The organism is Dentiradicibacter hellwigii (genome assembly GCF_041770905.1).
Taxonomy (GTDB): domain Bacteria; phylum Pseudomonadota; class Gammaproteobacteria; order Burkholderiales; family Rhodocyclaceae; genus Propionivibrio; species Propionivibrio hellwigii.
This window is the reverse complement of sequence record NZ_JBEUWX010000002.1, coordinates 1,069,273-1,083,227: the sequence shown is the minus strand read 5'-3', so window position 1 is coordinate 1,083,227 and position 13,955 is coordinate 1,069,273. Positions and strand designations below refer to the sequence as shown.

Genomic DNA, 13,955 nt, shown 5'->3' with positions numbered 1-13,955 from the left:
GACGGCAGCCATTCTTTTGCCGCCTTGTTCGCATCGTTCAGGAGATTGAAATGAAGAAACTCGGTAAATACTCGTTTGGCACGGGCGACCGTTTTTCGCATCAGGGCGAAGCCCAACTTGCCGGCCTGCTCAAGGCGCAGCGGGAACTCGGCGTTACCATTACGCCGGTCTGGAATAAGTCCAACCGCGAACATAACTTCATCCATAGCGAGCCGACCGATACGCGCCGTGAGGCTGATGCGGCAGTCAAGGCGCTGGATTATGCCGAGCCGTACTTTGTCGATGCGGATCACATCAATCTCAATACGGTCGATCGCTACATCAAGCCTTGCGATTTTTTTACACTGGATGTCGCCGATTACATTGGAAAACCCGCTACACCCGCTGAAATCGAGGCGTTTGTCGTCAGGCAGCAAAGGTTCGTAGGCCCCCTGAAAATACCGGGCATTGACGAACCCTTTGAGGTTACGTCCGCTTGGTTGGCCCGCTTTGCCGAGAAATTCCTGTTTGCAGTGAGTGAGGCGGAAAAGATCTATCGACATATTGCAAGCCAAAAAGGCGCAGGCAACTTTATTACCGAGGTGTCGATGGATGAGGTCGATGAGCCGCAGAAACCGCTCGATATGCTATTTATCCTCAAAGCATTGGCGGATCTGAAAGTGCCGGTACAGACGATCGCGCCGAAATTTACCGGGCGTTTCAACAAGGGCGTCGATTATCAGGGCAATGTCGGGCAGTTTGGCAAAGAGTTCGAGGAGGATATGCTGGTCATCGACTACGCCATCGCCCATTTTGGCTTGCCGGCAGAGCTCAAGCTTAGCGTACATTCAGGCAGTGATAAGTTTTCGATCTATCCAGTCATCGGCGGGCTGCTGCGCAAACACGACAAAGGTGTTCACGTTAAAACAGCGGGTACGACCTGGCTAGAGGAAGTGATCGGACTATCGATTTCCGGCAAGGAAGGTCTGTCGTTGGCGCGGGCGATTTATGCCGGCGCGTATGGGCGCAAGGATGAGCTGTGCGGCCCGTACGCGACGGTCATCGACATTAGGGAAGAGCAGCTGCCGACGCCGGACGCGGTCAATCAGTGGCGCGGTGAAGATTTTGCATCGGCGCTGCGCCATATTCCCGATCATCCGAAGTACAACCCAAGCGTGCGCCAGTTGATCCACGTGGGATTCAAAGTTGCGGCGGAAATGGGCAAGGTGTACACCGATGCACTGGAGAAAAACCGTCAGGTGATTGCCAGTTGTGTGACGGAAAATATCTTCGATCGGCATCTGCGCCGGATGTTTGGCTAACTTTGGCATGAATCCGGCGCAGGCCGGGCATACGGGCGAAATTTAGCAACGCCCAGCCGTGTGTATTGCCGCTGATGTGTAATAGGCTGGCCTGCGTTGGTTTTCGTTGATTTTGCTTGTTTCCCCAGATGCTTGCTACCGTGTCGTCGGAATGCCTAGGGCAGGCCGGCACCGTGCGCACAGTTCGGTCAGGCCAGTAATAAAAATACTGTTGGCCGCCGGTCGATTTCCGGTGGCGTCAGTTTTTTCCACTGATCGATACGGTGAGTCAGAATGCTTTCATCGGGTAGTGTCAGATTGGTGGCAAGGCACAGCCGGGTCTGGCCGGCGCAGTGGTCGAGCAATGCAGCAAACAGCTTCAGGTTGCGATAGGGCGTTTCGATGAAGATTTGGGTACGCCGGTGAGTGCGCGACTCTTTTTCCAGGGCCGTGATCTTCTGATTTCTGGCTTTTTCTTTGGCAGGCAGGTAGCCGTGAAAGGCAAAGTGCTGCCCGCCCAGGCCGGAGGCCATTAATGCCAGCAGAATCGAGGAAGGGCCAACCAGCGGGGCGATACGAATACCGTTTGCCTGTGCCAGTGCAACGAGTTCTGCGCCGGGGTCGGCGACGGCGGGACAGCCGGCTTCGGAGATCAGGCCAACGTCCGAGCCGGCCAGCAAGGGGGCGAGCCGTTCATGCAATACCGCTGGCGGCGTATGCTCATTCAGCTCGCTGATCGAAATATCCTGGAGCGGCATCCGGCTTGGCAGGGATTTGAGGAAAGCGCGCGCGGATTTTGCATTCTCGGCGATAAAGTACCGTAATCCGGCCACTTGTGCGCAGACAGCCGCGGGCAGGGATTCTGCGGCCGGTATCATCCCCAGCGGCACGGGGATCAGGTAAAGCGTCCCTCGCGTCATAGAATGCATACGCCTTCCAGGCGCAGCAGTTCGCACAAGGCGATCAGCGGCAGGCCGATGAGTGCATTGGGATCCTCGCCTTCCATTTTGGCGATCAGAGCAATACCCAATCCTTCCGACTTGGCGCTGCCAGCGCAGTTGTAAGGGCGCTCGCGGGTCAGGTAATTCTCTATTTCCGCATCATCAAGCGCGCGAAATGTAACCCACGTCGGGACGCCGCGGATATGCATGATGCCGGTTCTGGCGTTGAGCAGGCATAAGCCGGTAAAGAAACTGACGGTACGCCCGCGCATCATTTGTAATTGACGTACCGCATTTTCATGATTCCCCGGTTTGCCAAAGGCTTTACCGTCCAGACTGGCGACCTGGTCGCTGCCAATGATGAGCGCGTTGGAATGTTGTGCGGCAACGGCGTGCGCTTTGGCCTGGGCAAGCCGAAGCGCCGTGTATTCTGGCGTCTCGCCGGGGTGTGCGGTTTCGTCAACCTCGGGTTGGGCGACACTGAAAGGAATTTGCAGGCGATTTAACAAATCTCGGCGAAAAGGCGAGGTTGAGGCGAGGACGATCGGTTGGTCTGGCATGGCAAGTGAAGAATGAGTCAGCAATAGGCGCGATGAGGAATCTTGGTCTTACGGACATTTTTGGTTCAAGGCAGCGCGAGAAATGCAACATAATCCTGAAAAAGTACAGCGTAAAAGCGGCAAAATCCAAAGGCTTGCAGCGTGCGCGTACTTTGACTTCATGGGGCAAAAATAATATCATGCGCGCCTTATGTCGTATCAGCTTGTAATTGAGCCTTCGGTTTTTGCGCGCGAATCAAAAACGCTGCAAGGGAATCTGCCAATTGCTGATTTGCCCAGAGTGCTTGATGCGCTTGCAGAGGCGGGGGGAGCAGTCAGTTACTGGATTGAGGGGCGTATCAGTGAACGCGAACGCCCGCGACTGCTTCTGCGGCTTGATGGCGTTTTTTCTTTGCGTTGTCAGCGTTGTTTGGGAAGTGTCGCTTATCCTTTGCAGGTGCGTAATTTGCTGGAGTTTGTTGGTGATGAAAGCAGATTGACGCAGGAAGAAATTGAGGATGATAGCCGCGATTTTCTTCCATGGAAAAAAGAAATTGATGTCGTGGCGCTGCTTGAGGACGAAATTATCCTTGCCTTGCCGCCGGTGCCGCGTCATGAGCAATGTGATTTTCCGGATCTGAAGTATGCTGCGGATGTCAATATGAAGTCGTCGCCTTTTTCCATGCTCAGGGAATTGAAGGGCAAAATAACGCAGTGACCAGATTTCATTCGATTTTTTGGGTTTTTGGGAGTTAATTAGTTATGGCTGTTCAACAAAATAAAAAATCCCCGTCCAAGCGCGGGATGCATCGTGCTCACGATTTTCTGAGCAATCCGCCACTGGCTATCGAGCCGACGACAGGAGAAGTGCATTTACGCCACCACGTTAGCCCGTCAGGCTATTATCGTGGTAAGAAGGTTACCAAGGGCACGGCAGAGTAATCTCTGCCGGTAAGGCGGCGGGTCAGCCCCGGTTGATGGGTGGCTCGTCCTTTCTTCTGCCATTTTTCGCATGACAGTCACTGTTGCAATCGACTGCATGGGCGGTGATCACGGGCCGGTCGTGACGGTGCCCGCTGCGCTTGATTTTCTGCACAAACGTGAAGATGCGGAAGTTATTCTTGTTGGTGATGAGAAAAGTATCCGCCAGTATTTAAAGGGGGTTGGTCATCCCCGTTTGCGCATTCGTCATGCCAGTGAAGTCGTTGGGATGGACGAGTCTCCGGCATTGGCGATTCGAAACAAGAAGGATTCGTCGATGCGCGTCGCGATTGATCTCGTCAAGAGCGGTGAGGCGGATGCGTGCGTTTCGGCGGGTAACACCGGCGCCCTGATGGCGATTTCCCGTTTTGTACTCAAGATGTTGCCAGGCATTGAGCGGCCGGCGATTTGCGCCGTGTTGCCTACCATGTCCGGGCATGTTCACGTACTTGACCTGGGCGCCAATGTGGATTGTTCACATGAGCACCTGCTGCAATTTGGCATCATGGGAGCATCGCTGGTCGGCGCTGTTGAACATAAAGATCGGCCAAGCGTCGGTATCCTCAATATTGGCGAAGAAGATATCAAGGGCAACGAGGTCGTCAAACTGGCGGCCGAGCAGCTCAAGACCTCGGGATTGAATTTCGTCGGCAATATCGAAGGCGACGGAATTTACAAGGGCGAGGCGGATGTCGTTGTCTGTGATGGCTTTGTCGGCAATGTCGCGCTTAAAACTTCCGAAGGCTTGGCGCAGATGCTCGCAACCTTCCTGCGCGAGGAGTTCGGGCGTAATCTGCTGACTCGTGTGGCGGGGCTGCTGGCGTTGCCGATATTGAAGCATTTCAAACAGCGCGTCGATCATCGACGTTACAATGGCGCTTGTTTGCTCGGCTTGAAAGGCGTCGTTGTCAAGAGCCACGGATCGGCCGATGCTTTTGCCTTTTGCCATGCGCTCGAACGCGCGGCGGATACTGTCCGCAACAACGTGTTAACGCGAATCGTCGAGCGTATTCCGGTTTTGGAGAATGCATAAGATGATTTTTTCACGCATCGCTGGAGTCGGTAGTTGTTTGCCCGGCGCGCCGGTGACTAATGACGATCTGGTGCAGCGCGGTGTTGACACCAGTGATGAATGGGTGACGGAGCGTACCGGCATCAAATCCCGATATTTGGCCGATGATCATTGTCGAACCAGCGATCTGGCGCTGGAGGCAAGCCAGAAAGCGCTGGAATCGGCAAAAATGGCGGCAGAGGAAATTGACCTCATCATCGTTGCGACGACGACGCCGGACTATATTTTTCCAAGTACGGCCTGCTTTCTGCAGGCTCGGCTAGGCGTCAAGGGTGCAATGGCTTTTGATGTGCAAGCGGTATGCAGTGGCTTTGTCTATGCGCTGATCGTTGCCGAGAAGTTTATTCGCAGCGGCAGCCATAAAAAGGCGCTGGTCGTTGGCGCGGAGACTTTTTCCCGAATTCTCGACTGGAAGGACCGCGGGACCTGCGTGTTGTTTGGTGATGGCGCGGGGGCCGTCGTGCTTGAAGCCTCGGACAAACCGGGCATCCTTGCGGCAGCAGCCTATGCTGACGGATCGCAGGCCGCTGTTTTGTCGGTGCCAGGCGCTGTGCATGGCGGCAAGGTCGTAGGCGATCCTTTTCTGCGTATGGATGGACAGGCTGTATTCAAGTTTGCCGTCCATGCCCTGAGCGAAATCGCCGTGGAATGTTGCGCGCAGGCAGGCATTCAGATGCAAGATGTTGACTGGCTGATTCCACATCAGGCCAATTTGCGGATTATCAATTCCATTGGTAAAAAACTGAAGATCGGTACTGATAAAATCATCATCACCGTCGATCGGCATGGCAATACCTCGGCGGCTTCCGTACCGCTGGCGCTTGATGCCGCGGTTCGTGACGGTCGTATCCGGCGCGGTCAAAAAGTGTTGCTGGAAGGTGTGGGCGGCGGCTTTACCTGGGGCGCCGTTCTGCTCGAATTCTAGGCGTCAGGCTAAGGAGATTTTTCCATGGCATTTGCATTCATCTTTCCTGGGCAGGGATCGCAGTCGGTCGGTATGATGGCTGCCTATGGCGATTCTCCAGTCATTCGTGCGACTTTTGATGAGGCGTCGGAAACACTGAATCAGGATCTCTGGCAACTGGCCTCCGAAGGCCCGGCAGACTTGCTTGCGCAAACGGTGAACACTCAGCCTTTGATGCTGACAGCGGCGATTGCCGTCTATCGTCTCTGGCTAGAAAAGGGCGGCCATCTACCCGCCGTCGTTGCGGGGCATAGTCTGGGCGAATATTCAGCACTGGTGGCTGCCGGAGTGATCGAATTCAAGGATGCAGTACCACTCGTCCGTCTGAGAGCTACGGCGATGCAGGACGCGGTGCCGTCGGGCGTAGGCGCTATGGCGGCCATTCTCAATCTGGACAATGAGAAAGTTCATGCCGCTTGTATCGAAGCGGCCGAGAAAGTAGGAAATGGCGCAGTTGTCGAACCCGTCAATTTCAACAGTCCCGCGCAGACCGTCATCGCGGGCAACAAATCTGCGGTAGAAGCCGCCTGTGAGGGATGCAAGGCGCGTGGCGCCAAGCGTACCGTGCTGTTGCCTGTGTCCGCGCCGTTTCATTCTTCTCTGTTACGCCCGGCGGCGGATCGGTTGGCGGCGCGGCTGTCCGAACTGGAATTCAAGACGCCGAAAATTTCCGTGATCAACAATGTCGATGTAGCCGTCGAAAAAGATCCGGCCAAAATCAAGGATGCTCTAGTACGCCAGGCCTACTCACCCGTGCGTTGGGTCGAGACCATGCAGAAGATCGCCGCGATGAATATAAAAATCGCGCTCGAATGTGGTCCGGGTAAGGTCTTGGCGGGTCTTGCTAAACGCTGTGCCGATACGGTCGAGGGCATTGCCTTGGCCGATGCGGCATCCATTGACGCTCATCTTTCGTTGGAGTAAGCGTTATGAAACTTGAAGGGCAGATTGCGCTCGTGACCGGCGCCAGCCGGGGGATTGGCGCGGCAATTTTGTTACGCCTCGCCCAACAGGGGGCAGTGGTTATCGGCACGGCAACTACGGAAAATGGCGCGGCGCAAATTAATGCGGACTTGCAGCAAGCGGGCCTGAATGGGCGTGGTTTGGCGTTGGATGTTTGCGATGAAGCGCAGATCAGTACAACGGTGTCGTTTGTCGAAAAGGAGTACGGCGCCATTTCCATTCTTGTCAACAATGCCGGCATTACCCGCGACAATCTGGCGATGCGCATGAAAGATGAAGAATGGGATGCTGTCATTGATACGAATCTCAAAGCGGTTTTCCGCATGTCGCGTGCGGTCATGCGCGGCATGATGAAAGCTCGCGCAGGCCGCATCATCAATATTTCTTCCGTCGTCGGTTATGCCGGCAATCCTGGACAGGCCAACTATTGTGCGGCCAAGGCGGGGCTGGGCGGTATGACGCGTGCCCTGGCGCGAGAGCTTGGCAGCCGCAATATCACCGTTAATTGCGTGGCGCCTGGATTCATCGATACCCGTATGACACAGGTGCTTGATGAAAAGCAGCGCGCCGCGATTGCCGGCAATATTCCATTGGGGCGCCTGGGAGCGCCTGAGGATGTCGCCGCAGCGGTTGCTTTTCTGGCTTCGCCAGAGGCCGCTTACATTACCGGCTCGACGATTCACGTCAATGGCGGCATGTTCATGGATTGAAGCAGTGTTTTCGAGGGATGCGCCGGTCAGTCTATTGATATGGTTCACGTTTCCGGAAAATTGGTGAGCGCCCCTCATTTTGTTAAAATGCAGCGTTTTGTTTTATTCCTATCAACCTAAAAGGAGCTTTTAGATGGACAACATCGAACAACGTGTCAAAAAGATCGTCTCCGAGCAGCTGGGTGTCAATGAAGCAGATATCAAGAATGAGTCCTCTTTTGTCGATGATCTTGGCGCGGATTCGCTGGATACCGTTGAATTGGTGATGGCGCTTGAAGAAGAGTTCGAGTGCGAAATTCCTGATGAAGAAGCGGAAAAAATCACCAGCGTCCAGCAGGCGATTGATTACGTCGTTTCGCACAAGAAAGCGTAAAAGCTTCCACTGTAATAAAGATACGGACGGCGCCATGTAATGTGTGATGCAGCCGTCCGCGGGCGATAGGGGTATGTGTCGCCCGATTGATTTCCTGTTATCCGGAGAAAGAATTGTCGCGTCGCAGAGTCGTTATTACCGGCCTCGGAATCATTTCGCCGGTCGGCAATACTATTGAGCAGGCATGGCAGAACATTCTTGCCGGCCATTCAGGTATCGATACAATTTCCCGTTTTGATGCTTCTGGCTTCCCGGTGCAGATTGCTGGCGAAGTCCGCAATTTTGATGTCGCCCAATACATTCCGCCCAAGGATGCGCGTCGTATGGATCTTTTCATCCATTACGGTATTGCGGCTGGTATTGAAGCCATCCGCGACGCAGGGCTTGAGGCCAATCCGGCCAACGCCGAGCGCATCGGCATCTCCATCGGATCGGGCATTGGCGGCCTGCCGATGATCGAAAGCACGCACGACGAGTTCAATGCTTCCGGACTTCGCAAGGTGTCTCCTTTCTTTGTACCCGGCTCGATCATCAATATGATTGCTGGCAATCTTTCGATCATGTATGGGTTCAAAGGGCCAAACATTGCAATTGTCAGCGCCTGCGCCAGTGCGACTCATAGCATTGGCGACGCGGCGCGCTTCATCGAATACGGCGACGCCGATATCATGGTTGCCGGTGGCGCGGAATCGACGGTTTCACAGCTTGGCGTCGGCGGTTTCTGCGCAGCTCGTGCCTTGTCCACCCGTAACGATGATCCACAGACAGCGAGCCGTCCTTGGGATCGTGATCGTGATGGTTTTGTCTTATCTGAAGGTGCCGGTGTTCTGGTGCTTGAAGAATATGAACACGCCAAGGCGCGCGGTGCAAAAATCTACGCTGAACTGGCCGGTTTTGGTATGAGTGCCGATGCCAACCATATGACTGCGCCGTGTGAAGATGGCGATGGCGCGGCGCGTTGCATGCTGAATGCCATGCACAATGCGGGCGTGAAGGCCAATGAGGTTGATTACATCAATGCGCACGGTACGTCGACCCCATTAGGTGACAAAGCGGAAACGATTGCCGTCAAGCGCGCTTTTGGTGATCATGCCAACAAACTGGTGGTGAATTCGACCAAGTCAATGACAGGCCATCTCCTGGGAGCGGCTGGTGGCGTGGAAGCCATTTTCTCAGCGCTGGCGATACATCATCAGATTTCTCCGCCGACAATCAATGTCTTTAATCAGGGTGAGGGCTGCGATCTCGACTACTGCACCAATGGCGCCCGCCCAATGAAGATTGATGTTGCGCTGTCCAATTCCTTTGGTTTTGGCGGAACGAACGCTACCCTGGTGTTTCGCAAAATTTAAGTCGTTCTGACCGAACTTCCAGGTCGGCGATGCAGTTCCCGCTGTTCATCGAATTGCGGCGCTCCCGGCGGCTGGATACGCTGTTAATCATTTTCCACTGGGCGGCGGCGTTTTCCGTGTGCTTTGCGCTATGGCCACGGAATGGGCTGCTGTATCGATTTGCCTGCCTGGCAATACTGTGCCTGGTTGCGCTGTCAGCCTGGCGCAGCCTGCATCGGCATCTACCTGAGCGGTTGCGGCTTACCGCTGATGGTAGTTTGTTTCTATATTTCCCCGGTTCTGATGGCGGGATGCGACGGGCGCAGATTCTGCCGGACGGCGTTGCCTCGCCCTATTGGGTGGTGTTGTACGTGCGCCTTGAAAACGAAGCACGCGAATACCATTTGACGCTATTGCCTGACCAAATGCCGGCAGAACAATTTCGCCAGCTTATCGTTTGCCTGCGCTGGCTCATCAAAACGGATCCAGCGCCGCCACTGCTTAAGCAGTGATACTGCGAATGGATAAATTCAAGCGCTGCGCGAATCATTCTCAACGTATGCGCAAAAGTCGGTTCTGACGGCAGTTGCGGCCAGTGGCCTGCGCTAAATGGCTTGGGCTATACTCTCGTAAAAGTATGAAAAACCGAATCTGACAGGAAAGTTTTCATAACATGAACGAACGCGAGGCTGACCAGCGCTTGGTCGAGCGGGTCCAGGCAGGTGATCCGCTCGCGTTCGATGCCCTGGTGGCAAAGTACCAGCGCAAGCTCAATTGTCTACTGTCGCGTTATATTCGTGACCATGCCGAGGTCGAAGATGTGGCTCAGGAGGCTTTCCTCAAAGCCTATCGCGCGTTGCCGTCGTTTCGCGGCGAGAGTGCTTTTTATACCTGGCTGTACCGGATCGGCATCAACACGGCCAAGAATTATCTGGCGGCCAAGGGACGGCGTGCGCCGACGACGACGGAGGTCGATGCCGATGAAGCTGAAACTTTTGAAGAGGCCGGTTTGCTGCATGATATCAACACGCCGGAGCGCATCTTGCAGTCGAAACAGATTGGTCAGACGATCAATATAGCGATGCAGTCTCTGCCGGAAGAGCTGCGTAATGCAATCATGCTCCGCGAAATCGAAGGGTTGAGCTACGAAGAAATCGCCGCCGAAATGGGATGTCCGATAGGAACGGTGCGTTCGCGGATTTTTCGTGCCCGCGAAGCGGTCGCGGAAAAATTGCGCCCCTTGCTCGACATTGCGCCGGATCGGCGCTGGTAGAGAATGCCGGGGAAAGGTCGCTGGTTAAGGAGAAAAATGAACGAGGCGCGCGGGACGGTGATCGAGCTTGACGGTGAATATGCATGGGTGCGCATAGATGCGGCGGGTTGTGGCCACTGTCATGAGGCGGGCGGATGTGGCGGCCAGCGCCTCGAAAAAATCTTTTGCGATACGCCGGCCAGGTATCGTGTGCGTAACCCTGATCTGGCACAGCCGGGAGAGTGTGTGACCGTAACGATGCCGTCTGGCGCCCTGGGACGCAGCGCGATGCAGGCATACGGCCCGCCATTGCTGGGTCTGTTCGCCGGTGCATTTGGCGGTTCGGCGCTGGCTGGCGAAATCGGCGCAATGGTGGGGGCCGGACTGGGATTGTTGGCGGGCTGGCTTGTTCTGCGCTGTTTCCGGCCAACAGATGCTGATGCCAAGCTGCAACCCTACGTCAACAAGCGTTGAACGACGCCGCGCAGGTGATCGGAAATTATCTTGGTGGGCGATATTCTCTATAGGAAATGCGGCGCGCTCGCATGGGGGCACTGGCGGCTAGGGATCCAATCCACGCATTGGATCGGTGTCATGGACTGCGTAATAAAGGTGTCAAGTCTTTGGGGCTGCGAGAAGAAGCTTCCTTTAGCCCTTTTTCCCCATCTATCCATATATCTGGCAGTATGTGGCATGTAAGCAGATTGTCGGCGCCCATCTGCCGGAATATTTAAGGCGTTGATATATTGGGGCGCTAATCGTGAATGAAGCAGTTTTGACATGGCAACAAGCCATCGGGGCAGAGAAACAGCAGCCCTATTTCATGCAGCTATGGCAACGGGTCAAGCAGGCCAGGCAGGCGGGGGTTACGGTTTACCCGCCATCTGGCGATGTGTTCAGCGCCTTTACCTCAACGGAATTTGCCGCAGTCAGGGTCGTGATATTGGGGCAAGACCCTTACCACGGTGCGGGGCAGGCGCACGGGCTGGCTTTTTCTGTTCGACCTGGGGTGGATATACCGCCTTCGCTGCGCAATATCTACCAAGAGTTGGCCAGCGATATTGCCGGTTTTGTACCGCCGCAGCACGGCTACCTGCATCACTGGGCCGAGCAGGGCGTGCTGTTGTTGAACACCGTGCTGACCGTACAGGCGGGGCAAGCGCATTCGCATGCCAATTGGGGCTGGGAGCAGTTTACCGACCGGGTGGTGGCGCAGCTGAACACGCACCGCGACGGCCTGGTGTTCATGCTATGGGGCAGCCATGCGCAAAAAAAGGGCGCCATGATCGACCGCAAGCGCCATCTGGTTTTGCAGGCGCCGCACCCTTCGCCCTTGTCTGCCAGCCGGGGGTTTTTTGGCTGCCGCCATTTTTCACGGGCCAATGCGTGGCTGGAGCAACGCGGTCAAGTCCCCATTGATTGGCAAGTCTAAAAGACTAATTTTCTATGGAGTTGATTTTCCGGAAATTGACATCACGACCCAAATCGAAGCGCTGGAGGCACAATTGTGTGCAGGAAGTGCGCCATGATATATGGCGCGTCAGCGCTGCTGCACGACGGACAGAAACAGGATCGCCATTGCCTTGGCGCTGCCACCGTGCGTGATTATTTGGAGGAAATCGGCTAGAATCGCCGCCTCGCATGAGGCTGTACGACGTGCGGTACAACGAACGACGCAGGGCGCCCGTCAGCGCCCTTTGTTTTTTCGCCTTGCTTTGCAAATTCTGCTTTTCCTGCTTTTTCTCGCATGCAACGAATTCGTAATTTCTCAATCATTGCGCATATCGACCACGGCAAATCGACGCTGGCCGACCGCATCATTCATCTGTGCGGCGGGCTGTCGGAGCGGGAAATGGAAGCGCAGGTGCTCGATTCGATGGATATCGAACGCGAACGCGGCATTACCATCAAGGCGCAGACAGCCGCTTTGCAGTATCAGGCGCGTGATGGCCTGACCTACAACTTGAATCTGATCGATACGCCGGGGCACGTCGATTTCTCTTACGAAGTCTCGCGTTCGCTGTCCGCCTGCGAGGGCGCACTGCTTGTCGTCGATGCCTCGCAGGGCGTCGAAGCACAAACCGTTGCTAACTGCTATACCGCCATCGATCTGGGCGTTGAGGTCTTGCCGGTGCTCAATAAGATCGATCTCCCCTCGGCAATGCCCGAGGCGGCCAGCCAGGAAATCGAAGATGTAATCGGCATCGACGCTTCCGACGCCATTCGCGCCTCGGCCAAGACCGGTGTAGGCGTGGAAGACATCCTTGAAGCGATCATCGCGCGCGTTCCGTCGCCGCAGGGGGATCCGAAGGCGCCGCTCAAGGCGCTCATCATCGACTCATGGTTCGATAATTACGTCGGCGTCGTCATGCTGGTGCGCGTTGTCGATGGCCTGCTGCGCCCCAAAGACAAGATTCGTCTGATGGCCACAGGGGCTTCGTATCTGTGCGAGCAGGTGGGCGTCTTTACGCCCAAGGCCGTGCCACGGGATGGGCTTTCCGCCGGCCAGGTGGGTTACGTCATCTCCGGCATCAAAGAATTGCAGGCGGCGCAGGTCGGCGACACGGTGACGCTGACCGAGCGGCCGGCGGAGGCCCCATTGCCCGGCTTTAAGGAAATCAAGTCGCAGGTCTTCGCCGGACTGTACCCCGTTGAGGCTAACCAGTACGACGCACTGCGCGAATCGCTGGAAAAACTCAGGCTCAACGATGCTTCGCTGCATTACGAACCGGAGGTTTCGCAGGCCCTGGGGTTCGGCTTCCGCTGCGGTTTTCTCGGCCTGCTGCACATGGAGATTGTGCAGGAGCGTCTGGAACGCGAGTTCGACCAGGATCTGATTACGACGGCGCCGACGGTCGTGTATGAAGTCGTGATGCGGGATGGCTCGATCGTTCCGGTCGAAAATCCGGCCAAACTGCCGGAGACAACGAAAATTCAGGAAATCCGCGAGCCGATCATTACCATCACCGTTTTTGTGCCGCAGGAATACCTGGGCAACGTGATGACGCTGTGTAACCAGAAGCGCGGCAACCAGATCGATATGACCTATCACGGCCGGCAGGTACAGCTCATCTATGAAATGCCGATGGCCGAAGTTGTCATGGATTTCTTCGACAAGCTCAAATCGGTATCGCGCGGCTATGCTTCGCTCGACTACGAGTTCAAGGAGTTCCGCGCGGCCGACGTTGTCAAGCTCGATGTGCTGATCAACGGCGATAAGGTCGATGCGCTGTCCACCATCGTCCACCGCGCCAATTCGGTCTATCGCGGCCGTGAGCTGGCCAGCAAGATGCGTTCGCTGATTCCCCGCCAGATGTACGACGTAGCGATTCAGGCGGCGATCGGCTCGAACATCATCGCGCGCGAGAATGTCAAGGCGTTGCGCAAAGACGTGCTCGCCAAATGCTACGGCGGCGATATTACACGCAAGAAAAAATTGCTCGAGAAACAAAAAGCCGGCAAGAAGCGGATGAAGCAGGTCGGCTCGGTAGAAATTCCGCAGGAAGCCTTCCTGGCGGTTCTTCGCATGGATAAATAAGAGACGAACAA

At 55.6% G+C, this 13,955-nt stretch carries 16 protein-coding genes; 14 read left to right on the top strand and 2 right to left on the bottom strand.

Going from position 1 to position 13,955, the window contains the following annotated elements; all coding sequences use genetic code 11:
• The first annotated feature begins 50 nt into the window (after positions 1 to 50).
• Complete coding sequence (locus ABCS64_RS07275) at positions 51 to 1,301, top strand: tagaturonate epimerase family protein (RefSeq protein ID WP_418891201.1); 1,251 nt, start codon at positions 51 to 53, stop codon at positions 1,299 to 1,301.
• Positions 1,302 to 1,489: 188 nt separating this feature from the next.
• Here the strand turns inward: ABCS64_RS07275 and ABCS64_RS07270 are convergent, their stop codons facing one another.
• Positions 1,490 to 2,209 carry an SAM-dependent methyltransferase gene (locus tag ABCS64_RS07270; RefSeq protein WP_418891200.1) on the bottom strand — a complete coding sequence of 240 codons (720 nt, stop codon included), beginning with the start codon at positions 2,207 to 2,209 and terminating at the stop codon, positions 1,490 to 1,492.
• On the bottom strand, positions 2,197 to 2,781 hold the full coding sequence (locus ABCS64_RS07265) for a Maf family protein (RefSeq protein ID WP_418891199.1): 585 nt from the start codon (positions 2,779 to 2,781) through the stop codon (positions 2,197 to 2,199). Before ABCS64_RS07265 ends, ABCS64_RS07270 begins: the two co-directional genes overlap by 13 nt.
• Before the next feature lie 190 nt (positions 2,782 to 2,971).
• On the opposite strand from ABCS64_RS07265, the gene ABCS64_RS07260 reads away from it, so the two are divergent.
• From ABCS64_RS07260 to lepA, 13 genes are all read left to right on the top strand, one after another.
• The gene (locus ABCS64_RS07260; protein WP_418891198.1) at positions 2,972 to 3,478 is read left to right on the top strand and encodes a YceD family protein; all 507 of its coding nucleotides are present in this window, start codon (positions 2,972 to 2,974) and stop codon (positions 3,476 to 3,478) included.
• A gap of 44 nt (positions 3,479 to 3,522) precedes the next feature.
• Positions 3,523 to 3,702 (top strand): 50S ribosomal protein L32, encoded by a 180-nt coding sequence (gene rpmF / locus ABCS64_RS07255; protein WP_418891197.1) that lies wholly within the window; start codon positions 3,523 to 3,525, stop codon positions 3,700 to 3,702.
• 70 nt (positions 3,703 to 3,772) lie between these two features.
• Positions 3,773 to 4,774, top strand: coding sequence for a phosphate acyltransferase PlsX (gene plsX / locus ABCS64_RS07250; RefSeq protein ID WP_418891196.1), 1,002 nt, complete (start codon positions 3,773 to 3,775; stop codon positions 4,772 to 4,774).
• Between the two features lies 1 nt (position 4,775).
• Positions 4,776 to 5,738: a beta-ketoacyl-ACP synthase III gene (locus ABCS64_RS07245; protein ID WP_418891195.1), complete on the top strand. Its 963-nt coding sequence runs from the start codon at positions 4,776 to 4,778 to the stop codon at positions 5,736 to 5,738.
• A 24-nt stretch (positions 5,739 to 5,762) separates the two neighbouring features.
• The gene (gene fabD / locus ABCS64_RS07240; RefSeq protein ID WP_418891194.1) at positions 5,763 to 6,701 is read left to right on the top strand and encodes an ACP S-malonyltransferase; all 939 of its coding nucleotides are present in this window, start codon (positions 5,763 to 5,765) and stop codon (positions 6,699 to 6,701) included.
• Between the two features lie 5 nt (positions 6,702 to 6,706).
• Positions 6,707 to 7,450, top strand: a complete 744-nt coding sequence (gene fabG / locus ABCS64_RS07235; RefSeq protein WP_418891193.1) for a 3-oxoacyl-ACP reductase FabG — start codon at positions 6,707 to 6,709, stop codon at positions 7,448 to 7,450.
• Positions 7,451 to 7,583: 133 nt separating this feature from the next.
• Positions 7,584 to 7,823: an acyl carrier protein gene (gene acpP / locus ABCS64_RS07230; RefSeq protein ID WP_418891192.1), complete on the top strand. Its 240-nt coding sequence runs from the start codon at positions 7,584 to 7,586 to the stop codon at positions 7,821 to 7,823.
• Between the two features lie 113 nt (positions 7,824 to 7,936).
• The gene (gene fabF, locus ABCS64_RS07225) at positions 7,937 to 9,175 is read left to right on the top strand and encodes a beta-ketoacyl-ACP synthase II (protein ID WP_418891191.1); all 1,239 of its coding nucleotides are present in this window, start codon (positions 7,937 to 7,939) and stop codon (positions 9,173 to 9,175) included.
• 29 nt (positions 9,176 to 9,204) lie between these two features.
• Positions 9,205 to 9,666 (top strand): protein YgfX, encoded by a 462-nt coding sequence (locus ABCS64_RS07220; RefSeq protein ID WP_418891190.1) that lies wholly within the window; start codon positions 9,205 to 9,207, stop codon positions 9,664 to 9,666.
• Positions 9,667 to 9,827: 161 nt separating this feature from the next.
• Positions 9,828 to 10,427: an RNA polymerase sigma factor RpoE gene (rpoE, locus tag ABCS64_RS07215; protein ID WP_418891189.1), complete on the top strand. Its 600-nt coding sequence runs from the start codon at positions 9,828 to 9,830 to the stop codon at positions 10,425 to 10,427.
• A gap of 36 nt (positions 10,428 to 10,463) precedes the next feature.
• Positions 10,464 to 10,880 (top strand): SoxR reducing system RseC family protein, encoded by a 417-nt coding sequence (locus ABCS64_RS07210; protein ID WP_418891188.1) that lies wholly within the window; start codon positions 10,464 to 10,466, stop codon positions 10,878 to 10,880.
• 286 nt (positions 10,881 to 11,166) lie between these two features.
• The gene (gene ung, locus ABCS64_RS07205; RefSeq protein WP_418891187.1) at positions 11,167 to 11,838 is read left to right on the top strand and encodes a uracil-DNA glycosylase; all 672 of its coding nucleotides are present in this window, start codon (positions 11,167 to 11,169) and stop codon (positions 11,836 to 11,838) included.
• Between the two features lie 315 nt (positions 11,839 to 12,153).
• A complete protein-coding gene (gene lepA, locus ABCS64_RS07200) occupies positions 12,154 to 13,944 on the top strand; it encodes a translation elongation factor 4 (RefSeq protein ID WP_418891186.1) in 1,791 nt (596 codons plus the stop codon).
• Positions 13,945 to 13,955 lie beyond the last annotated feature (11 nt).

Coding starts and splice junctions, on each gene's coding strand:
- plsX (WP_418891196.1), top strand. CDS start 3,773: ATGACAGTCACTGTTGCAATCGACTGCATGGGCGGTGATCACGGGCCG.
- rpoE (WP_418891189.1), top strand. CDS start 9,828: ATGAACGAACGCGAGGCTGACCAGCGCTTGGTCGAGCGGGTCCAGGCA.
- ABCS64_RS07275 (WP_418891201.1), top strand. CDS start 51: ATGAAGAAACTCGGTAAATACTCGTTTGGCACGGGCGACCGTTTTTCG.
- ABCS64_RS07265 (WP_418891199.1), bottom strand. CDS start 2,781: ATGCCAGACCAACCGATCGTCCTCGCCTCAACCTCGCCTTTTCGCCGA.
- acpP (WP_418891192.1), top strand. CDS start 7,584: ATGGACAACATCGAACAACGTGTCAAAAAGATCGTCTCCGAGCAGCTG.
- ABCS64_RS07220 (WP_418891190.1), top strand. CDS start 9,205: ATGCAGTTCCCGCTGTTCATCGAATTGCGGCGCTCCCGGCGGCTGGAT.
- fabD (WP_418891194.1), top strand. CDS start 5,763: ATGGCATTTGCATTCATCTTTCCTGGGCAGGGATCGCAGTCGGTCGGT.
- lepA (WP_418891186.1), top strand. CDS start 12,154: ATGCAACGAATTCGTAATTTCTCAATCATTGCGCATATCGACCACGGC.
- fabG (WP_418891193.1), top strand. CDS start 6,707: ATGAAACTTGAAGGGCAGATTGCGCTCGTGACCGGCGCCAGCCGGGGG.
- ABCS64_RS07270 (WP_418891200.1), bottom strand. CDS start 2,209: ATGCATTCTATGACGCGAGGGACGCTTTACCTGATCCCCGTGCCGCTG.
- ABCS64_RS07245 (WP_418891195.1), top strand. CDS start 4,776: ATGATTTTTTCACGCATCGCTGGAGTCGGTAGTTGTTTGCCCGGCGCG.
- rpmF (WP_418891197.1), top strand. CDS start 3,523: ATGGCTGTTCAACAAAATAAAAAATCCCCGTCCAAGCGCGGGATGCAT.
- ABCS64_RS07210 (WP_418891188.1), top strand. CDS start 10,464: ATGAACGAGGCGCGCGGGACGGTGATCGAGCTTGACGGTGAATATGCA.
- ABCS64_RS07260 (WP_418891198.1), top strand. CDS start 2,972: ATGTCGTATCAGCTTGTAATTGAGCCTTCGGTTTTTGCGCGCGAATCA.